The 21988-nt window shown below is 47.1% G+C and carries 18 protein-coding genes and 1 tRNA gene; 15 read left to right on the forward strand and 4 right to left on the reverse strand.

From position 1 onward, the window contains the following. The first annotated feature begins 177 nt into the window (after nt 1-177). The 4 genes from OGM81_03520 to OGM81_03535 all read left to right on the forward strand — a co-directional run bounded on the left by OGM81_03520 (nt 178) and on the right by OGM81_03535 (nt 4509). Nucleotides 178-1401, forward strand: a complete 1224-nt coding sequence (locus OGM81_03520; GenBank protein UYJ44213.1) for a hypothetical protein — start codon at nt 178-180, stop codon at nt 1399-1401. 43 nt (nt 1402-1444) lie between these two features. Beyond that, nucleotides 1445-2971: a 4-alpha-glucanotransferase gene (gene malQ, locus OGM81_03525; protein ID UYJ44214.1), complete on the forward strand. Its 1527-nt coding sequence runs from the start codon at nt 1445-1447 to the stop codon at nt 2969-2971. 233 nt (nt 2972-3204) lie between these two features. Then, nucleotides 3205-4002: a diguanylate cyclase gene (locus tag OGM81_03530; protein ID UYJ44215.1), complete on the forward strand. Its 798-nt coding sequence runs from the start codon at nt 3205-3207 to the stop codon at nt 4000-4002. Between the two features lie 75 nt (nt 4003-4077). Next, a complete protein-coding gene (locus OGM81_03535) occupies nt 4078-4509 on the forward strand; it encodes a hypothetical protein (protein ID UYJ44216.1) in 432 nt (143 codons plus the stop codon). 144 nt (nt 4510-4653) lie between these two features. Here the strand turns inward: OGM81_03535 and OGM81_03540 are convergent, their stop codons facing one another. Continuing rightward, complete coding sequence (locus OGM81_03540; protein UYJ44217.1) at nt 4654-4953, reverse strand: AzlD domain-containing protein; 300 nt, start codon at nt 4951-4953, stop codon at nt 4654-4656. After that, on the reverse strand, nt 4946-5701 hold the full coding sequence (locus tag OGM81_03545) for an AzlC family ABC transporter permease (GenBank protein UYJ44218.1): 756 nt from the start codon (nt 5699-5701) through the stop codon (nt 4946-4948). The genes OGM81_03540 and OGM81_03545 overlap by 8 nt, the downstream gene beginning before the upstream one ends. A 159-nt stretch (nt 5702-5860) precedes the next feature. Between OGM81_03545 and OGM81_03550 the strand changes: the two genes are divergently transcribed. The 3 genes from OGM81_03550 (at nt 5861) to OGM81_03560 (ending at nt 7891) form a co-directional block, all read left to right on the forward strand. Then, nucleotides 5861-5936, forward strand: a tRNA-Pro gene (locus OGM81_03550). Between the two features lie 578 nt (nt 5937-6514). Beyond that, entirely contained in the window at nt 6515-7279 is a 765-nt protein-coding gene (locus OGM81_03555) for a zinc ribbon domain-containing protein (GenBank protein UYJ44219.1), read from the forward strand. A 375-nt stretch (nt 7280-7654) separates the two neighbouring features. Further along, a complete protein-coding gene (locus tag OGM81_03560; GenBank protein ID UYJ44220.1) occupies nt 7655-7891 on the forward strand; it encodes an excisionase in 237 nt (78 codons plus the stop codon). A 99-nt stretch (nt 7892-7990) separates the two neighbouring features. Here the strand turns inward: OGM81_03560 and OGM81_03565 are convergent, their stop codons facing one another. Continuing rightward, nucleotides 7991-8644, reverse strand: a complete 654-nt coding sequence (locus tag OGM81_03565) for a hypothetical protein (GenBank protein UYJ44221.1) — start codon at nt 8642-8644, stop codon at nt 7991-7993. 444 nt (nt 8645-9088) lie between these two features. Between OGM81_03565 and OGM81_03570 the strand changes: the two genes are divergently transcribed. The 8 genes from OGM81_03570 (at nt 9089) to OGM81_03605 (ending at nt 19858) form a co-directional block, all read left to right on the forward strand. Continuing rightward, nucleotides 9089-10300 (forward strand): hypothetical protein, encoded by a 1212-nt coding sequence (locus OGM81_03570; GenBank protein UYJ44222.1) that lies wholly within the window; start codon nt 9089-9091, stop codon nt 10298-10300. Further along, a complete protein-coding gene (locus tag OGM81_03575; protein ID UYJ44223.1) occupies nt 10284-10511 on the forward strand; it encodes a hypothetical protein in 228 nt (75 codons plus the stop codon). The genes OGM81_03570 and OGM81_03575 overlap by 17 nt, the downstream gene beginning before the upstream one ends. Beyond that, entirely contained in the window at nt 10501-12153 is a 1653-nt protein-coding gene (locus tag OGM81_03580) for a DUF2326 domain-containing protein (GenBank protein ID UYJ44224.1), read from the forward strand. Before OGM81_03575 ends, OGM81_03580 begins: the two co-directional genes overlap by 11 nt. 26 nt (nt 12154-12179) lie before the next feature. Next, nucleotides 12180-12422: a helix-turn-helix transcriptional regulator gene (locus tag OGM81_03585; GenBank protein UYJ44225.1), complete on the forward strand. Its 243-nt coding sequence runs from the start codon at nt 12180-12182 to the stop codon at nt 12420-12422. Between the two features lie 340 nt (nt 12423-12762). After that, complete coding sequence (locus tag OGM81_03590; GenBank protein UYJ44226.1) at nt 12763-14442, forward strand: SAM-dependent methyltransferase; 1680 nt, start codon at nt 12763-12765, stop codon at nt 14440-14442. Further along, nucleotides 14429-15538 (forward strand): DNA cytosine methyltransferase, encoded by a 1110-nt coding sequence (locus OGM81_03595; protein ID UYJ44227.1) that lies wholly within the window; start codon nt 14429-14431, stop codon nt 15536-15538. The genes OGM81_03590 and OGM81_03595 overlap by 14 nt, the downstream gene beginning before the upstream one ends. A gap of 6 nt (nt 15539-15544) precedes the next feature. Further along, the gene (locus OGM81_03600) at nt 15545-18487 is read left to right on the forward strand and encodes an AAA family ATPase (protein ID UYJ44228.1); all 2943 of its coding nucleotides are present in this window, start codon (nt 15545-15547) and stop codon (nt 18485-18487) included. 15 nt (nt 18488-18502) lie between these two features. Continuing rightward, nucleotides 18503-19858: an McrC family protein gene (locus OGM81_03605; GenBank protein UYJ44229.1), complete on the forward strand. Its 1356-nt coding sequence runs from the start codon at nt 18503-18505 to the stop codon at nt 19856-19858. A 127-nt stretch (nt 19859-19985) separates the two neighbouring features. Here OGM81_03605 and OGM81_03610 read toward each other — a convergent pair whose 3' ends face one another. Next, nucleotides 19986-21977, reverse strand: coding sequence for a DNA polymerase (locus OGM81_03610; protein UYJ44230.1), 1992 nt, complete (start codon nt 21975-21977; stop codon nt 19986-19988). Nucleotides 21978-21988: the final 11 nt, after the last annotated feature.

Here is a 21988-nt window from a genome sequence, read left to right on the forward strand (position 1 = left end):
GAAAAAACCTTTCATTTCCTATATAATAAGAAATATATGGGCTGAAATTTAGGAGGGCTCGCCCTCTGTAGGGGCGGATGCTTGCATCCGCCCGCGGGTCGATGCAAGCATCGCCCCCTACAAGTAGGTCACTTCCCTGTTGTGCCCATCATTTCCTACCAGGAGAACTTCAAACCTATGCAAAAACAAATCACCCCGGCGGCGCTGGCGTTATCGGCGCTGCTGCTTACCGCCTGCGCGGCGGCCCCGGTGGAAAGCGTTGCCACGGTGGAGACGGCCCCCGAGCCTGCTCCTCAGGTGCTTACCGCCTATGCCGCTGACGGGCTGGCCCCCGCCCTGCAGGCTTATGCCGATGCCCAGGGCGTGGCCCTGAACTGGACGGACGATGCCAGCACCGCCAGCCTGCTGGCGCTGGACCACCAGCCGGACGGCACCACCCTGGATGTGACCAGCGATCCCCTGCTGGCCGCAGCCGCCGCCCGCGCCAATATTACCGGGAGTGCCGCCTCCCTGCCCGCAGGCCGCAGCCTGTACGGTTACTGGGTCAGCGGCAGTCTGCTGAACAGCCTGCTGGGTGATGGCGCTGCCGAAGCCCTGCAGAATGCCAGCTGGGACGAGTGGAGCGACTTTGTGGAGACCCTGCAGGACTGGCTGGCCGAGCCGAAAGCCGCCACCGTCACCTTAAACGGCGCCGACCGCACCCTGCCGGAGGCCCGGCCCGAAGCCCTGACCGCCACCGGCGTATTTGCCCCGCCGCTGGACCGCACCAGCGGCTACACTGTGGCCGTGCTGGCGGCGGACGGCCAGTATACGGCCGACGCCCTGACCGGCCCGCTGAACGGCATCTACAGCGCCGTCTCGCTGGAATGGGACGCCATGGCCGACAGTGCCGAGGGCGGGTTGTTCCGCCGGGCCAGGCTGACCGACCTGCTGGCCGCCTACGGGGCCGACGCCTGCCAGGATTTGGTTTTGATCCCCTTCAAAACCAACCTGGAGGACAGCGATCTGACCACCGAGGAGTACAACCTCACCGGCCTGCTGGACTACCCCATCCTGGCCAATGCGGGCTGCTTCGCCCTTCAGGACACCGGCGATGCCGCCGCACTGAAATCCGCCGAGAGCGCCGTGCTCTGGCTGTACTCCAGCGGCGATGGCGAAAAAGCCCTGACCAACACGCTGGGCGTCATCACCCCGTGGAACACCGCGTCCGACACCACCACGCTGGGCGCGATGCAGGTGGAGCAGGTCAACACCGCCATCCTGCCGGGCATCGACCTGCCCACGGCGGCAGCGGCCCAGGCCCTTACGGCCAACGAGGAGGCCCTGCAGGGCGGCACACGCGGCAAGGCCGAGCGCACTGCCTTTACCCAGGCCGCTTTGGCAGCCCTGGGTGCAGAATAAAGAGTACATTAAAAACACTAGCGAAAGAGAAGAAGGATAGCAAATGGGTTTTGCACGTTGCAGCGGTATTCTTATGCCGCTTTCCAGCCTGCCGGGCGGTTATGGCATCGGCAGCATGGGCGCACCCGCCCGTAAGTTTGTGGATTTCCTGGCTGTCGCCGGGCAGACGATCTGGCAGATCCTGCCGGTCGGCCCCACCGGTTATGCCGACAGTCCCTACCAGAGCTGCTCCGCCTTTGCGGGCAACCCCTACTTTATTGATCTGGATCAGCTGGTCAAGGATGGCCTGCTGACCCGCCGGGATTTTGCCAAGATCCACTGGGGCGGCGACGCGGCCCACATCGACTACGGCACCCTGTACGAGAAGCGCTTCGACGTGCTGCGCAAGGCCTACGCCAACTTTTTAAAGCAGCGCCCCGTGCCCGGCTACGACACCCCCTACCCCGATGACTGGTACCGCTTCCAGTTTTTGAGCTGCGAGTGGCTGCCCGACTACTGCCTGTACATGGCCATCAAGCGGGACAACGGCATGGTGGATTGGCAGCAGTGGCCCGAGGCCCTGCGCCTGCGCGACCCCGCCGCCCTGGCTGCTTTTAAAGAGGAACACGCCGAGGAGGTCGGCTTCTGGGCGTTTGTCCAGTACGAGTTCGACCGCCAGTGGCGCGCCCTGCACGCCTATGCCAAGAGCAAAGGCGTATCCATCATGGGTGATATTCCCATCTACGTTGCCGCCGACTCCGCCGATGCCTGGGCGGGCCGCGAACTGTTTGAGACCGACGCCGACGGCAAGCCCCGCCGCGTGGCAGGCTGCCCGCCGGACTACTTTGCCGCCGACGGCCAGCTGTGGGGCAACCCCCTGTATGATTGGGACTACCACCGCCGCACCGGCTACGCCTGGTGGATCCGCCGCATCCGCCACGCCCTGTTCATCTACGACATCCTGCGCATCGACCACTTCCGCGGCTTCGACACCTACTGGGCTATCCCGGCTGGGGAAAGCACCGCCCGCAACGGCCGCTGGGAGAACGGCCCCGGCATGGACCTGTTCCGCACCCTGCACAACGCCCTGGGCGAGCTGCCCATCGTGGCCGAAGATCTGGGCGAGATGTTTGACTCGGTCCGCCAGCTGCTGGCCGACAGCGGTTTCCCCGGCATGAAGGTGCTGCAGTTTGCCTTTACCGGCGAGGACAGCGTCGACCTGCCCCACAACTACCCCCGCAACTGCGTGGCCTACCCCGGCACCCACGATAACAATACGCTGGCCGGCTGGTTTGGCGAGGAGCTGACCCCCGAATACCGCCAGCAGGCCCGTGAATACTTTGCCCTGAACAAGGCCGAAGGCGAACTGCGCGGCATGCTGCGCGGCGTGATGGCCAGCACCGCCGCCCTGGCCATCATCCCGATGGCCGACTGGCTGGAGGAGCCGTCTGCCTCCCGCATGAACACCCCCGGCGTGGCCCAGGGCAACTGGCAGTGGCGCGTGGATGAGAAGAAGCTCACCCCCGCCCTGGCCAGGGAGATCAAGGCCATGACCGTGCGGTACTTCCGCGCACCGGCCACCCGGAAATAATCGCATAACAGCCCCGCATGGTCCCCGCGTATCCAGCCAGGGACCGTGCGGGGTGTTTTCTATAACGCAGCATCTGCTTTTTTTGTGAACCTAAACAATGTTTTGCGCTGTGGTGCGCAAATTCTTTGTGCAAGGCAGAACTATCCAGCAATCGTATTTTGTGATACAATAGTTTGGTACTTGAAAGTTATTTTCCTAATAGGGATCTTTTGTTTTAAAAATGAGGAACTGACATGAAATTTGAGTATACCCTCGCTGAACTGTCCACCGCGATCACCGCGCTGGAGCAGGTCTACGGCAAGGTCAGTGTACTGGACCCCTACCTGGGCACCGTGCTGGACCCCGCCACCCTGCAGCCCACCGATAAAGCCGAGGAACTGACCGCGCTGGATGAGACCGGCCGCGGCGTGCAGCTGGCCCAGGCCGATGACGGCCCGGAGCTGGTGCTGTACCAGGGCATCCAGGCGGACGCCCGCCCCTGCGTGTTGGCTTTCCACTGCTGCATGCCCCACAATCTGCAATCCTCTGCCGGGGCCGAGAATTCCTTTAACCGCGTGCTGGCCCAGATGCAGGAGGAGCTGCGCCGCGATTACCTGACCGGCGTGTACAATGCCCGCTATCTGGACACCGAGTACCGCCGCTACGCCGAGCCCCAGGCCCAGGCCGGCAAGCCCGTGGGCGTGGTGATGGCCCGCGTGAACGAGTATTGGAGCCTGCGCCAGAACGAGTCCGCCAATGCGGCCGACTGCTGCCTGAACACGGCCGCCGGTATCCTGCAGCTGTCTGTCGGCACCGACGACAAGGCCGCCGTGCTGGCCCGTTTGGAAGACGGCCTGTTCGCCGTGGTAACGGTGGGTACCCCCGCCGCCCAGGTAGCCCGCAAACTGCAGGACGCGCTGGACAACTCCCGCCGGGAGTTCAGCATCAGCCTGTCCCGCCGCGGCAGCTTTACCGTGCAGCTGGCCAGCGCCGAATGGGGCGAGACCCCGGCCTGGGACATGATGTTCTCTCTGGCCCAGCAGCGCCTGTGATCTTTGCATAAAAACATCCCCCTTGTGTACATACTATGGTTGACCGACCACCACGTACACAAGGGGGATTTTGTTATGCAAACCGATAATGAAAAAATGCTCCAGGAGATCGTGCAGAACACCGAGATGGGCAAAAACACGTTGGACGAGCTGATGGGCCTGACCCACGACCAGCGGTTGAAAGACGAGATGATGCGCCAGAAGCGGGAGTATCGGCGCATCAACCAGGCGGCCCACACCGCACTGGATGCCATCGGGGCCGAGGCCCAGGGCCAGAGCGCTGCCGCCCGCATGAGCGTGAGCATGGGCATCCGCACCCGCACCATGATGGACAAGTCCACCCGCAACCTGGCCACCATGCTGGCCGAAGGCAGCGGCCAGGGCGTGCTGGACTGCAAACGGGCCGAAAAAGATTATCCCGCCGCCAGCCCCGGTGCGAGGAAGCTTTGCCAGGAACTGGGCGAATTCCAATCGTCGGCCGAGGAGACCTGGCGGGAGTTTGTTTGAAGTTTGTTTGGATCATGTGCTGCCACCCCGGCCCTGCCCACCCTGCGGCAGGGCCTTTTTATTACGGCATCCTGTCATTATAAAAGGGCGTCACCGCATGGTGGTGACGCCCGCAAGGCAGACCCTTAAAATAAAATCAAGAATTCAAACAAACAGCTCAATCACAAACACCAAAACGCAGCAAAGAACCGAAACCGGAAACAGCCCTGCTCCCAGCCAGGCGGCCACAATGCCCGCCGCCAGGGCCACTGCGCCGGAGATCGGCGTCTGGGTGGCGTGGATGATGGCCGGGAAGGTCATGACCGCCAGCGTCACGTAGGGCACGTAATACAAAAACGACTGGATGAACCGGTTGCGGATCGGCTTGCGGATCAGCGTCAAAGGCAGGATGCGGATGGTGTAGCTGACTAAGGCCATCACGGCAATGTAGATATAATTATTCATCGCTGCCGCCCTCCTCTGCCAGCTGGTCCTTCACCGGGAACAGCACCGCCGCAGCTGCCGAAATGACCACCGTCAGCAGGATCGTGCGGGTACCGTCAGACATGGCTGAAATCCCCGGCAGATAATTACAGGCAAGGCTCAGCGCGAAACTCAGCGCCACCAGCCCGGCAATGATGTGGTTCTTCCGCGCCGGTGGGATGATGATCGCCAAAAACATGCCGTACAGCGCCACGCTCAGCGCGCTGACCACCCGCAGCGGCAGTGCATTGCCCGCCATAATGCCCAGCGCCGTACCCACAGCCCATCCGGGCGCTGCCAGCAAAATCGCGCCGTAGGTGTAATAGGGGTTTAAATGGCCGGGCCGGGCGATGGTGATGCCGAACAGCTCGTCCGTTACGTCATACCCAATGACCAGCCGGTGCCAGAACGGCGTACCCGGCGCAAACCGCTGGGCCAGGGCACAGCTCATCAGCAGGTAGCGTGCGTTGGCGATCAGCGTGATGACCGCCACCTCCCAGTAAGTGGCCTTGGCCGCAATCAGCGTAAAGGCGGCGTACTCCCCTGCCGACGCGTTGTTCAGCAGGCTGGCCCAAAAGCCCTGCATCGGGGTAAAGCCCGCGTGCCGCGCGGCAATGCCCAGCGAGAACGCCACCGCGAAATATCCCAGTGCAATGGGGAACCCGTCCCGCATGCCGTCACAAAACACCCTGCGGCTGAACGCCCAGGGCTTGTTCTTTTCCTGTTCCATTTTTCAGTTTCCTTTTGCTGTTATTTCACACCGTCATCCATTATAGTACACCCCACCGCAAAAAGAAAGCACCCCGCCACATAAAAGCCGCCAAAATGCTTGACGCACCCCGCCGCCGGTATTATAATAAGAGAGCTGGGTTCGCCCCGGCATACACACCGAGGTGTTGCGCAGTTGGTAGCGCGCGTGGTTTGGGACCACGAGGCCGCAGGTTCGAGTCCTGTCACCTCGACCAGCAAAATGCCGTAGATTCGTTAGAATCTACGGCATTTTCTTTTTCAAGTACACTTTAGTACACACTTGCCCATTTTCTCTGCAAGCTGTGTACTAAATCATTATACGCATCAGGCCGCGCTTCTTTCAGCGCATCCGTAAGGTCTACATTTGACACTGCCCGTAAAAAGTCACTGCCGCCAACAGCAGCCCTCACAGGAGGCTCTGCGGCTTCGTAGTAGCGCACAGGATCTTGTTCCATATTTTCGTGGTCCGTAAACTCCTTTCTAAACCGTTCGCACCTCTTGACGCGCGGGGGCAATTATAGCATACTGGAAGGGAAAAGCAGCTAAGGCAACACCGCACAATTCCCGCTTTACAGCTTAAGCACCGCTGCTGCGGCTGCGAAGCACAATCTGCGTCGCAAAAATGCTCGATAATACATCCAGTATTATCTGCGCTTTTTGCTTAGCAGCTTGTACTTCTCGCTCGCCGCATCGGCACTTAGAATTGTACGGTATTGCCCTAAGCGGGGAAACAGCGGGTTGCTTTTCCTCTGCCCGCCTTTCCGCTATAATAAAAGCAACGGAGGTGACCCTGATGGAAACAAAAGATGTGATTTTACAGCTGCGCACCCAAAAAGGCTTGTCCCAGGACGAACTGGCCGAGCGCATCCTGGTGACCCGGCAGGCGGTATCCCGCTGGGAAAACGGAGAGACCGTGCCCAACACCGAAACGCTGAAGCTCCTATCCAAAGAGTTCGATGTATCGATCAACACGCTGCTGGGCACACCGCGGCAGCTGGTGTGCCAGTGTTGCGGCATGCCGTTGGAGGATGCCATCATCAGCCACAACAAGGATGGCTCCCCCAACGAGGACTACTGCAAATGGTGCTACGCCGACGGCACCTACACCTACAGCAGCATGGACGATTTGATCGACGCATGCGTCCGGCACATGACCAACGAACACTTCACCGAGGAACAGGCCCGCGCCTACATGCGGGACCTGCTGCCTACGCTGGACTACTGGAAACGCTACGACGAGCTGAGCGACAACGGTCAGTTTGAGGCGTTCAAGCGCCAGCTGATACAGGAGATCAACGACCTGCACGTGGAGGGCCTGCCCAAAGTGGAAAAGCTGAACGCGCTGGTGGGGCGGTATGTGAACCTGGCCTATCCGCTGCCCAGCGGTGCGGCGGTAAATTTTTTGAACGACCAGACAACCTATCTGGGCACCCAGCTGGAATCGGAGTTCGGCGGTGAGCGCTGCTTTGGCGTGCTGGCCGGGATGGATTTTATCCTGATCTCCACCTACGGTCCCGAGGGCGAAGCCCCGGAACTGGTGCTGTACAAGAAGCGTTAAGACGCCTGCGTGCCGCTTGATAAAATCACGAAAACATGAGGACTTTAAGCGATGAAAGAGAAAATCAAAGTGCTTTTTATCTGCCATGGAAGGACTTTGATAAATGCCTCAAATCAGAGATAAATGCGGCAAACTGGTGCTTCCTGCGGCAGAGCAAAAGCAATGATCATACTGTTCGTATACGTTTCGGACGATTAAAAAAGAAAAATGTACAAGTGCCCGGATGAAAAGCCGGGTCTTTTTATAGGTGGGTGCAAACTTTATAACGATAATACCGTTAAAAAGTATTGCCGCATATCGAGAGAATTAAGTTGACTTCTGCCCAGAGTAGAGCGTTAATGTCAGTACCATAAAACCCAAGGAGCTGATTGCTGTATGGCAGAGAAATTAAACATCAATGAAAAGTATATGCTGCGGATACTGGAGGCATCTGAGTATTACGGCATTGGAATCAAGAAAATGCGGCGAATCGCAGAAGACGGCGAGAACATCTTTGCTGTGAGGAATGATAACCGGTGGATGATCCATAGAGAGAAATTTAATGAGTATCTTGAGGAACACTATTTTTCCGGGAAGAAACCAGAGGAGGATATTCCGGTTAAGGTGTTCTGATATCAACCAAGAGGTAGGATAATATTTGTTTTTGATGTGAAGTTTACGGTCTAATCACAAAAATCTCCGAGGCAAGTGCTGCCCCGGAGAATCTTTTTCTTATACGTTGTACAGTTTCAGGAGTGCATCCAACAGGCGATATGCTTCAGCGCGATAATACTCGTTGTGTTTGGACTGCTTCACATGAAGTCCATCCAAGTTAATATTTGCAAGACCTGCTTTCAGAAAGTTTTCAGACTGCTTGCGGACGGTGTTCGCCGCATCGTGTCCAAGATGCATTTTTTCGTGAAATTCTGCACCTTTGACATCGGTGAGCAGAAGCAGTGCTGCGAGACCGTGCTTCGGTGAACGATCGATGAGGTGATGAACAAGGTCTGCAAACATCGCAGCAGTTTCTGCTTTGCTTTCACACTCCATCATAATATCCTCCGGGGACGGAACGCTTGCAAGGTCGAGGTCGTAGTCATCAGTCAGCTGGTCAATGGATACGGAATTTGGTACCGCGTAATGTCCGAGCTGTTCGTTCAGTGCCAAATCAAAGGAGCTACGAGCAGCTTTGGCAACGGACTCAGGAACTGCCATATACAGCACCTTGAAGTTTCTACCTGCAACATTGATGCTCTTGATGCAGTCAGGGTTTGTACAATGTGCCTTGGCAAAAGCGGCATCGTACATGGTTGGAACCAGAACCTCGCCCGGTTTCAGTGGTTCGTTGTTGTAATTGCGTGTGATTGAATTTACTCTGCTTGCCATGAAAAATACCTCCATTCGGTGTGGGGAATGGAGGTATCCATGACAAATCAGCGAAAAGGCAATAAAAATCCGTACCGCAGTCCGCATGGAGATATTCTCCATCCCAGATTGCAGCTCCTCTGCTCATCGATTCGCTGTTCGTATTCAGTTGTCCGTCAAGTGATATGAGCCATCTGTGATCAAATAGATGCGTCAAATGCCGGTTTTATATCATAGCTTTTTCACAAAAATTCAAATGTTACAATGAAAATAATTTTGCGAACGCTAAATAACATTGAATTTTGCAAAGGCTTATGATACAATACGTAGTGAGAACCTTGTGTATTTGTGATGCTTTCTCGGCCTTGCTACATATATAATTTTAAGAGGAATAGGTCGAAAAGTATTTAACGTGGAATTAGAGTGAAATTCGAGAAAAATTCGAGTTGGAGAGGAGAAATAGCGTTGACGGAACTTTGTTTTGCAGAATTTGCGAAGTGCATACAAGGCGCTATGCAGCCGCCCAATGATGATAAAGATGTCGTTGAACTTTTGTTGGGGTGGATTACGGATATGCCTAATGTTGTGGATAAAAGAGGAAATCCGGTTAATCTCGCGCCATCGTTGATTAGCGATCTCTTAAAGAGAAAAGTGGATGTGCCGAAGGCTATCAAGAGTTCCTGCTCAACTCGAAAAATAATTAAAGATGCTATAAAGCATTGTGCGGATAAGCTGATTCCGTATTTGAATCCTATAGTAAGCGATGACATGTTCGAGGCTATCGAAAAATGTGTTGATGCTGACAGCATCATTGCATCAAAAAAGAAAAAGGAACTGGCAGCTTTTTTCGAAGATGGGAAAGAAGCTGAGTTCCTTGGGACACTATTGATTTATGTAATTAACAGAGAGAATAGGCTGTCTAATACACCTGTTTTGAGCGAAGATATACCGCTATTGGCAGAAGTTGGCTATGAATGTCCAATATGTCACGTGCCACTCGTAGAATATATTAAAAGTACTCCCGTAAAAAAATATGAGGTAGTAAGTATTTTCCCCAATAATATAAGCCTTGATGGATCGGAGTTTGCTTCGATTCCAAGACCTAAGCGTATAGATGCTCCATCCAATAGAATTGCTTTGTGCAGAGATCATGCCGAAGAGTATGAAATTGAGCCTACAGTGGAAGAGTATACAACGCTATTCGAGATTAAAAAGCGCGCATCCGATACATATGCTCTTCGCATCGATATAAATGATTCAGCGCTCGAAGAAGAAATACAAGATGTTTTGTATGGACTGGCCGGAATAACGGACGATACGCAATTGAAAGAACTTCCGTTAGATGCTTTGCGGTTAGACCAAAAAATCCTTCCAGAGAATCATCTCCTGAAAAATGACGAGATGACACGGGTATTACGATATTACAATTATATTGATGAGCTGTTTTCTGCGATGAATCGTGATGGAACCGGAGACTTCGATTTGATTGCATCCGAAATAGAGACTACATATAAAAGATTAGATAATGGCCAGCTTTCACAGGATGAAGTTGTCAATGAGTTGGCTGAATGGATAAAAAATAAATCTGGAGTGGGAAATAAAAATATGCGGGCATGCCATATTGTGGTTGCATATTTTATACAGAATTGTGAGGTGTTTCATGAGATTTCCGAGTAAGGTAACACCGTATCAGGCAAGTATACTGGCCAAATTTCCTGTGGTCTTAAGTTGCTTGGAAAACGAAGATATGAGACCTGATATTCTCTACAAAAAAGTGAAATCCAAGATGACTGATATAGGTGAGTTTTTAGAAATATTGGATTGTCTTTATGCTTTAGGCAAGATTGAATTATATGAGGAAGGAGGTATGTTGCATTATGTTGGTTGAGATTATGTGTGATAAATTCAAAGATCACGGAAATCCACGCGGACGGATTGCACTGCATCCTGGGCTTAATACAGTTATGGGAAGCACAACGGGCTCTAATTCTATCGGTAAATCTACATTTCTTATGATTGTCGATTTTGTCTTTGGTGGGGACGATTATGTCGAAAAATTGACGGATGTGCAGACTGAGGTCGGCGAACACAGAATCTGCTTTGCATATAAATTCCTTGATGGCATGCATTATTTCTGGCGGTCAAACATCGATTATAAGAATGTTCAAAAATGTGATGAAGAGTATCATCCCCTGCCAGACGGATTAATGTCCATAAACCAGTTTCTGTCGTTTTTGCAGTCCCACTACGATATGGACTTGCCTGGTTTGACATTCAGAAATGCTATTGGTCGATCTATGCGTGTGTATAAGCGTGAAACACTCGATGAAGAACATCCGCTTCATCAAGCAAAACAGGAAAAGGCAGCCGCAGCAATTGAAGGCTTGCTGAAGTTGACGGATTTATACTCTGGTATTGAGGCACAGTCCAAAACTACAGCAGAGGCAAAGGATCAGCTTTCAACATTTAAGAAGGCTCAGAAATATAGATATATTCCGTCTGTGGGGAAACAAAAGGAATATGATGCAAACGAAGAACGAATTGCGGAGTTGAATGCACAGGCGGAAGAATTGGCAAAGAAGAGTTCAAATGGGCTTCTTGATCTGGATTCTATGCAGGCAGAAAAGCTTTCTGTTCTACAGGGGAAACTGTCAAACTTTAAGAGGCAAAGGTCGCGTTTGCGCTCCCAATTGAGAGCAATTCGTGTAGATAGGGATTTGGGAAAGAAAGGCTTCAAACGAAACTATGATGACTTGCTTAAATTTTTCCCGGATGTAGACCTTCAAAGAATAGAAGACATTGAGAGCTTTCATAAACAGTTGGCAGGAATATTAAAAAAAGAGTTTATCGAAACAGAACAAAATTTACAGGCAGCACTTGCTCTTGTAGAAGAGGAAATTACAAAAATTGAGGCGGAAATTTCGCAGATAGCCAGAGTAACCAATTTGTCAAAAGCGGTGCTGGAGCAGTATGCGGAAATCGACAAAGAATTAAAAACACTGCGTTCTGCAAATGAGAACTATGTTAAAACGACAGAACTTTCAAATACAGCAAAGGCATATGAGGCTGAATTGAATCGTTTAGTTGTAGAACAGATTGCAATTATGCAGCAGAAGATTAACTCTGAGATGTTTGACATTAACAATGAAATTTACGGCGGTAGAAAGACCGCCCCAACACTTACTATCACAGATGCTTCGCACTATACATTTTTTACTCCGCGTGATGGCGGAACGGGGGCACAGTATAAGGGACTGGTTGTATTTGATTTGGCGATGCTTACATTAACTAAATTGCCTGTTATTGCTCATGATTCCGTCATGCTAAAGCAGATTGAAGATGATGCGATTGAAAAGATATTGGGACTTTATGAAGGAACGGCAAAGCAAGTTTTTATAGCAATGGATAAAGAAGGCTCTTATACGAAACGATCGCAGGAAATCATGGAAAGCAGCAAGGTCTTACAGCTTAGTCCGGGTGAGGGTGCGTTGTTCGGACGCACTTGGAATGATATAGAGGAACAGCAGTAACTGGTGCAAATAGACAGGAGGCAGTTATGAGGTTCAGTTATAACAAACTTTTTAAATTATTGATTGATAGAAATATAAAGAAAAAAGAACTGTGTGAAATGGCAGAAATCAGTGCCACATCGATTGCGAAGCTCGGACATGGAGGAAATGTAAATTCCAAGGTTTTGCTTCAGATATGTAATGCATTGAATTGCGATGTCGGAGATATCATGGAATTTGTTCGAGATGATCCTGAAATAGGCACTGAGGAAAACGAAGAACGAAAATAAGAAAAGTGAGGCATATACAAATGGCGGACAAAACAAATGCCAACATTGGCTTTGAAAAACAGCTGTGGGATGCAACTTGTGTATTGTGGGGACATATCCCGGCAGCATAATACAGAAAGGTTAACAAACAATAGCAACAGAAAATAAAGACACAAATTTGCAAATGCAAAGAGTTTTGCCGCCGTATGCCAGAGCTTGTTCAACTTAGCTTTTAAATTGGCGAAGAAGACAATCTCATAGAAATTTGCGATGAACTAAATTGTTATGTGGTTGATATCACGAATCCTGTTAGAAGGTTGCAGAGGAAGAAATTGGAGAGATAGAAAGGATGACACCAACGATGAATAGAATTGATGGTGCCAAGCCAAGAGGAGCGGATGATTTAATAGCATCTGCAATCCGGCTTGTTTATTCATATATATGTAGTCGATATTCTAACAAGGATGTCGCAGAAATCTGTAATGAGTTAAGAATCATTGCAAAAATTAAAGATTTTGACTTTTATACAGATGAAAAAAACGAAAGCAGGTATACATATGCTCAGGTTCAGGAAAATCTTTCTAAAATTAACGAGAAGGAAACCATAAGAAAAAACAAGGGGGTTTATTACACACCAAACGATGTTGTACGGTTTATCTTAGTCAATAGCGTAAAATCTTTATTTGGAAAGCTTACTAAAGATAATATATCTGATATGGATTTGTGTAGCATTCCATATAAATCTTTTTGCTACAAAAAGACAGTTTTCGATCCAACTTGTGGTGCAGGAGAGTATTTGCTTGCCACTCTTGAAATGAAATTGGCGTTGCTGAAACAGAACAAACAAGTATTGTCAAATACTGATATTACAAAGATTGTTTCAACTATATATGGAAACGATGTTAATTGTGACTCAGTGACGATCACAAAATTAAGATTATTACTTGGTGTTGCGGAATTCTGCGGGATAGAATATTGCTATGGTTTGGGGAAGATTATGAATCGCCGATTTACAACATACGATTTTGTAGGAACCAAGGTACAGAAGCAGATTAAGCATCATATCATAGTAGGCAATCCTCCATATGTTGAGGATTCAAAAAGTGGTTTATCTCCAAATAAGCGATATGGAAATATTTATGCAAATGTGCTTATCAATGCCTCTGAACACTTGGAGAAGAACGGGGCAATGGGCTTTATCATTCCATTGTCATATACATCAACTCCGCGCATGAAACAGCTTCGAGAAGATTTGACTGCACTACTTCCAGAACAATATATTATGAGTTTTGCAGACAGACCAGACTGTTTGTTTGATTCTGTGCATCAGAAATTATGCATTTTTATTGGTAAGGACAAGCGTATACCGATAACCTTGTATACCGGAAATTATCAATATTGGTACAAGAATGAAAGGAAATTTCTTTTTCAAAATTTGCAGGTGATAAGAAATACTCACCAATGTGATGATTTTATCCCTAAATTGGGCAATCAGATGGATGTTGATATTTTTGAGAAGGTCACTAATCCTACAATTACTACACCTATTTATGAAGCTTCACGGAATGGAAATGAATCGGTATATTTGAATCGCCGAGAGGCATTTTGGATGAAGGCATATCGAACAAAAGTTGATGACCCAGAATATAAGGTGTTTAGTTTTGCAACCGCCAAAGAGGCTGATTTTTGTTATTGCATAATAAACTCATCGCTTTTTTGGTGGTATTGGATTTGTGTTTCAGATTGTTGGCACGTGAGCAAGACACTTAACAACTTCAGAATGCCTGTAATACAAAAAGTTGATAACGCTACCAATTTAGCAACAGCACTGATAGATAGACTTGAGGCAACCAAAGTATATGTAGGAACAAAACAAACTCAGTATGAATACAAACATCGCAATTGCCTGGAAGAAATTCATGCGATAGATGATTTTGTAAATGCCGCATATGGACTAACTAAATCTGAAAGTGAATATATAAAGTCATTTGCTATCAGATACAGAACAAGTGGAGGGGTTGATGCGGATGAAAGTAATTGATTTATTTGCAGGATGCGGAGGTTTGTCACTTGGCTTTAGGCAAGCAGGATGTGATGTTGAACAGGCGGTGGAATTTGATCCAGTTATAGCAAACACATATCAACTTAACCATCCTGAAGTCAAAATGATTGTTGATGATATTAAGAATATAGATACTTCTGGAAACTTTGAAGGTGCAGATGCTGATATCATCATTGGGGGACCGCCGTGCCAGGGATTTTCTATGGCTGGTGCAAGAATCAGACATGGATTCATTGATGATCCACGTAATTACCTTTTTAAGCACTATTTTAATGTGGTGAAGGAAGTTATGCCAAAGATATTTATTATGGAGAATGTAAAAGGTATAGCTACCATGCAAGATGGGAAAATATTTGAAGAAATTCAGAGAGTATTTCAAGACTCAGAAGCATTGGGTGGTAAGCCTTATCATATATACCATAGGATAATTAATGCTGCTGATTTTGGAGTTCCTCAGCGTAGAGAAAGAATGATAATTCTTGGCACGCTTATTGAAGATGTCGACATTGACGCATTGTGGGAAAAAACAAAGAATGATATTTTGCTTGAAATCCCAACCTATTTTGATGCTGTCACGGTATGGGATGCTATTGGAAATTTGCCAATGACAACCTCAGACGGAGTTATTCGGAACCCTATTCCTGAAACAGAGTATGAAAAATATCTTTCTTGTGAGACAGAAACAATAACAAATCACATCAAATCTAAGCACTCAAGGGTTGCCGTTGAAAGAATGAAACAAATAAAAAATGGTGAAAATTACACGGTTCTTAATGAACGAATTAATTCGATTCATAGCGGTTCGTATGGCAGACTATGTTGGGATGAGCAAGCTCCGACTATAACTACAAGATTTGATACTCCAGCTGGAGGAAGATTTATCCACCCTGATGAGAATAGGACATTAACGCCAAGAGAAGCAGCAAGGATTCAGAGCTTCCCGGACAGTTACACTTTTTATGGAGACAAGCGATCAATAAGTCGGCAGATTGGTAATGCTGTGCCGCCGAAGGTATCTTATTTCCTTGCCAGATTGGTTTTGAATATATTGACCACAGATAATATTGGAGAATAATTATATATGAAAAATTTACTGTTTACAGGTAATCCTGCTACAGGAAAAACTTTTCTTGCAAGAGCAGCGGCCTATTACCTGTGCCATGAAAAATTAAATATAAATAGTCTCCAATCGAAGAACATCTATGAGGATTTGGATAAGATTGAGACTTTCATAAACAGTAGCAAATGTGAATTTATTCAGGTTCATCCGAGCATGACATATGAAGATATCGTTTATGGTATCGACATAAAAGCCACAGGTTCAATGACTGTAGACTATGTGGAGAAACGAATAAAAAAACTATGTGATAGAGCAAGGCTGTCAGAAGAATATTATGCAGTGATATTTGATGATATTTCAAGGCTTGACGCAGGTGCATTATTGGGTAATCTTATCTATGCTATGGAATTCCGTAATGAATCTGTTCCACTTGCTGACGGCTCAAATTTATGCATTCCAAACAATGTTGTTCTAATATTCACAGAATGTAGAGAATTCCATTTTGGCCATTTAGATTATGCATTGCGTAGGAGAATGGATTATGTTGCCGAACTAAAAGCTGATAGAGGAATAATCGAAAGATATTATGATGCAGTTAATGCAAATGCGGGTAGGATTATTACAGATATCTTCGATAGTATAAGGGAATTTTTGTCCTCTAATGCGGCACCCGGAGTTCTTGATGTTGCCGAAAAATATATGCCAGGACATGGAATGTTTATGGTTGATCGCACAGGGACTTCCTATTTTGTGTTGGACAAGTTTAAACAGAAATTGGTGTATCAGATATTCCCTTTTCTGAACTATCTTTCTTCAATGGGGATTATTAGTGGCAATGTAGAGTCTTTTGAGCAAGCACTTTCCTCAAAATTGAATACAGGCGTATCAGGGCTGAATCGTATTTCAGACATACGGAAGGTTATGGTCAATTCGGGAGATAGGGTTGCCCCTTACTCTTTGGAGGATACAATCAACTATTATGAAAGAGAAATCATCCCGAATCACTGTTCTGATTATAAAGGTTTGTTAGAAAGTGTAATTGATGCAGTTATATTAAATGGGGTGTTTCCAAGTGATATAGCAACAGAATCTCTCTTGTTTAACATAGAGGTTGCATCTGTACCAAGCAAATCTGTGCCAGTAGCATATGCCTCTTATTTGGTAAAAGCGCAGGATGCTCCGAGCTACTATTATGAAACTGCTGTAAAAGGAAAAAATAGGCGTAATCCTCATGCATATTATTCTACTCGGCCGGGTAATGTGGGAAGATGGGCTGAACGGTCAGATGTTGCAGCATATGAGATTTCATATACAGATGGTTCACCGAGCGACACCTACCTTCCTTTGAATGGACTAAGACTACATACTTTTACGACAAATAATGTATGCAAAGATAATAACCCAGCAGAAATATATGGATCTTTATATCGACTCTTGCTGTACTATTTGAAGGTATATGAGATGAACGTATCACTGATAAAGGGACACGATGAGTCTTATATGGATTTAGATGAATTGATTTCATTGGAAATAAAGTATCTATCTTCCCTGCATGATACATTAAGAAATGTTAATGCAGCTTCACAAACAGAACGAGAAAAAGCACGCATTGATTATTTCGGCACAAGAATGAGACAATTGCGAACTCTGTGGACACAGCAAGGAAAAACAGTCAAAGTCGATAAGCAGAAATATGAAAATCTAATTTCGGGTTTGACACCCTTTAGCGTTGGGGCATATGAAGATATTTATAACATCACAAATGGTGAAGAAAAAGGCATAGAAATAAAAGGAGTGGTAAAAATGACTGACTTAAAGGATTATCAGCAGATTATGGAAAATATCGGGGTTCGTCAGATGATATTCCAGGGACCTCCTGGCACATCAAAAACCTTTGAGAGTAAAAGATTTGTGCTTAAACAGTTGAATCCGGATTCGGAAGTTTTAGCAAAACGTTTTGTGAGTCAGGAAGATATTTCTTCTGCACTTGATACTTATAAGTTATCAGAAGAAGACTATTCGAATCCGGAGAATTCAGAGAAATTGCTCACAGGTGGATGGGATTTAGTACAGTTTCATCCATCATACAGTTATGAAGACTTCATAAGAGGCATTGAGGTGAAGGCTGATGGAGGACTTCCATCGTATAACAGTGTGAATAGAATTCTTGGCAAGATTGCTGAATTTGCAAAACTTGCTGAAAAGAAAAAGCCAGATGTACCTCCGAAGTTTTATCTCGTTATTGATGAGATTAATAGAGCAAATATTGCTACAGTATTTGGGGAATTGATTTATGGTCTCGAATATCGTGACAGCAAAGTATCTACACCTTATGAGGTCGAGGACAAGGTAACTGATTCCGTGTCAAGAACTAAGGACATTGTTCTTGGAAAGAATCTATTTATTATTGGCACAATGAATACCGCTGATAAATCTATTGATTCAATTGATTACGCTATTCGTAGGCGTTTCCTTTTTGTTGATAGCCCTGCAGATCGTAATGTCGTTATCAGCTGCTATAAAAATGCTTCTGAAAATGATGATGAGAATTCTATTGAACTGTTGGTGTTTGATGCAGTACAAGCAATTTTTGATAATGAAAGCTACTTTAATGATGAGTATCAAAAAAGCGATGTTCGTCTTGGGCATACCTATTTTCTCAGAAAAAGAAAAGAAGGATACGAGGAGGATTTCGTTGAACGCTTCGTTTTTCAAATTATTCCTATTTTAAGGGAATACGTAAAAGATGGGATTTTAGATACCATTGAGGACTTGAAAGCTATTGAGCACACTCCTTCGGAAATTCGTGATGCTGCAGACCGTGGTGAAAGAGTTCGCTTTATCAGTGATAATATAATGTTGTATGCTAAAGAGTTTGGGAACATGACAAGGTCTGGAAAGTGCATTGACAATGAATATGTGGGGACTTTTATTGAAGAGGTGCGCACAAAAATAGGATATTAATAGGAAAGTGATGTTATGGTACGAGATGTAATAATTCATCAAGTAAATGATTGGTCTGTGCTAAATAGCAAAGATGAGGTATGGACAAAGGTAGATCTCTCCGCACCGGAGGTCAACTTTGGCATACATAGATTTCAGGGAAAACTATGGAGCAGTGGATATGTGGGAGTGGGAAGGTTGTATGATAAAAATGGGCATTATCTTCAGACAGGAGGAAAGGAACATATTATTGCTGTTACATCACAGTATGGAATGAATCCTTGGCAGATGCTTGAAACGGTAATGACGGATGATGAATATGATGACTATATTGCGGAAATGGATGCCGAGGGAAAGGCTCTGTTTCATGTGTTTTATGATCAGCCGTTGATTAAGCTATCTCAAGATACAGAACAAGACGGAGAATTATTATATGCCCTAAGCTTTATCACTTCATGCTATAGCCTTTGCAGAAAAGGCTTAAAGAAAACGATGTTCCATCAAGAAGAAAATTATGCTTCAAAGGTCCGAGGGAAAATTGAGATTAAGAAAAACATTCGTATGAATACTTGCAGAGGGAGAAGTGATCGTGTTTATTGCAAATATATTGACTTTACTGAAGATAATGTCGAAAACCGAATCCTCAAGGGAACTTTATTGAGATGTAAAGACATAATAGGCAGAAAATTTCCTCCGACTTCAGAAGTGTCAAAACGAATAGCATATTGTCAGAATGCATTTCGGCGTGTAAAGTTTGTTCAAATTAAAGCGAGCGATTTTAATGATGCGGATGCATCGGGGCTTTATATGTATTATAAGCCTCTTTTGCAACAAGCCCGGTGTATTTATGGGCAAAAATACTACGCTGTTAAGAACGAGGAAGGGCAATCAGTAGCCAAAAGCGTATTCACGATTCCATATATGATAAACATGGAATCGCTGTTTGAATTTTATGCAAGAATTGTCTTGAAGCGAACAATGAATACGGAAAAGTATTCATTGGATCGTTATTCTAAGAGACTTTATATACAGCGCGATGTTAATGAAATTGCGGAGGCAGAGCGTGGCATTCACCTAATGCCGTACTGCATTCCCGATATTATTATTCGAGATATTGAAAGCCAAAAACCGGTTGCTGTTATTGATGCGAAATACAAACCTAATACTCGAAGTGCGAGATCAGATACTCATCAACTGTTATCTTATGTCCTATTGACAGATGTTAAACGATGTGGTTTTGTCTTTCCGGGTGTCAACAGTTGTGCCAAGATTATGGATGCGACAGAAACTGTTTCACTTCCGTTAGCTGTTGATTCTTTGGACTACTATGAACTAATTTTAGGCAATGATCTTGACGGGGCTTCTGAAGCACTAAGACAAGTTCTTCCGTAAAACGGTTTGCTATGAGAATTCTCATGAGTACTTGCTGATGAACTTAAGACAGAATAACAGGAAAAGTATAAATATAAAAAAGCGGCAGCAGTACCGACCAAACTTAGGTCAGCACTGCTGCCGTTTTTTACTGTTTCTGATAAAAGTTACATTCGTAGCCGTCTGCCCGGAGCAGCAAGCCACTAATCCACGGAGGGGTTCTGCCCATCTGTTCACACACTGCAGATAGCGATACATCAGGACTGCATTCGATGATAAGTTCATCGTGGACATGACCGCAGATGAAGCAGTGCGAGAGGGTTTTCATTGCATAAGCGAGAATGTCCCTGCTGACCGCCTGAACGATGTTCTCCACAAATTTGGGACCGTAGCTTTCGATTCTCGTCCACTTGCCTGTGTTGATGCCCTCGTAGGTAACAGAGTCAGAACCGAACTGGTTTGTACCCATACGGGGTTTTACATACACAAGCCGTCTGCCGGACGGAAGGTCAATAAAAAGCATACCGCTTTTATAATAAATCCTGAAACCGTGTGACTGTACAGAGGTTTTATACATCACAGCTTTTTTGACCGCTGCATCAATATCCCACCATAGCTGTGTGATGTGAGGATTGGAAGAACGCCAGGCATTCACCAGTGGCTGCAGCTCGTCCTCAGAAAGTCCCATGTCCAAAGCACCCATTGCCTTTAATGCACCGACAGAGCCGCCGTAACCAAGCGCCAATTCTGCGATTTTGCCTTTTTGTCGGAGATGACCGTTGATGCCATTTTTCACGACAGGCACGCCAAACATCTGTGATGCCGATTCGCAGTAGATGTCTTTTCCTGCCTTGAATACATCAACGCGCCATTGCTCCCCGGCAAGGAAAGAAAGCACACGCGCCTCAATCGCACTGAAATCGGAAACGATGTACTTGTATCCCGGTTTGGGGATAAAAGCAGTGCGGATCAGCTCCGACAGTACATTTGGAATGTTATCATAGAGCATTTCCAATGCAGAAAAGTTGCCGTCACGGACAAGGTTTCGTGCTTCTTCCAGATCATCCATATGATTTTGCGGAAGATTCTGCAGCTGAATCAGCCTGCCTGCCCAGCGCCCGGAACGGTTGGCACCATAGAACTGGAACATGCCCCTTGCCCTGCCATCGGCGCAGACAGCGTTCTGCATGGCGGTGTATTTGCTGACGGAGGATTTGGCGAGCTGCTGTCGGTAGGATAGCACATCAGCGATACGGTCTTCGCTGTCGGAGATCAGCTCTTTTACAGCTTTCTTATCCAAAGATTCTGCCTGCACGCCGTTATCTGAAAGCCAGCCTTTCATCTGCACCACACTGTTGGGATTTTCAAGTCCTGTCTGCTCCTGCATTTTGCTGCGGAGATAAACCTTGGTCTGTGCATCTACTGCAATGGCCTGTTCTACAAAATGCATATCCAGCAAAATGCCCCGGTCGTTGATTTCCTGATCGAGATGATACTCGTCCCATACGAAATCTGGCACAGGAAATTTTGCCAGCTTTTCTTTGATGGCAAGCTCCACCTCAACATCGCACTTATTATATTTTTTGAACAGTGTCCATTTGTCGGGGTCATGCATCGGCAGATTCCGAGTGCGACCACCGTTCTTCTTAGTGGGACGGCATGGCTTACAGAAGTATTTGATAAGGTCAGAGCCTTCCTCCATCTTCTGTTCGTCAAGTTTCAGGACAGCACCAATACCCTTCAAGGATAATGGAAGCCCCATATAGGCACCCCAGATGCGGGAGCATTTCCACGAAGTCGGGTTAAGATAGTTTCCGACTGAGTCCTCCGCAATGCTGTAGCTGCTGAAATACTGAGGATAATTTCTCCTCAGCCAGTAAGACAGGCATACACGCTCGAACTGGCAGTTATATGCCCATTTGGTAACCGTATCATCGGTCAGTGCCTGCAAAATTTCATCGGGGACTTCTTCCCCGCAGGCAATATCCACGACCTGCACCTCGCCTTCATTTACCGCATAAGCGAACAGAAGAATCTCAAAATCCGAGCTTTCCGCATAGGGATATACACCCGATTTCTTCAAGTCTACACTGCTGTAGGTCTCAAGGTCGATACTCAGGGATTGTATTTTTTCTCTCATGATTGCCTCCA

The sequence above is a fragment of the Oscillospiraceae bacterium genome (assembly GCA_025758045.1).
In the GTDB taxonomy this organism is placed as follows: Bacteria; Bacillota; Clostridia; order Oscillospirales; family Ruminococcaceae; genus Gemmiger.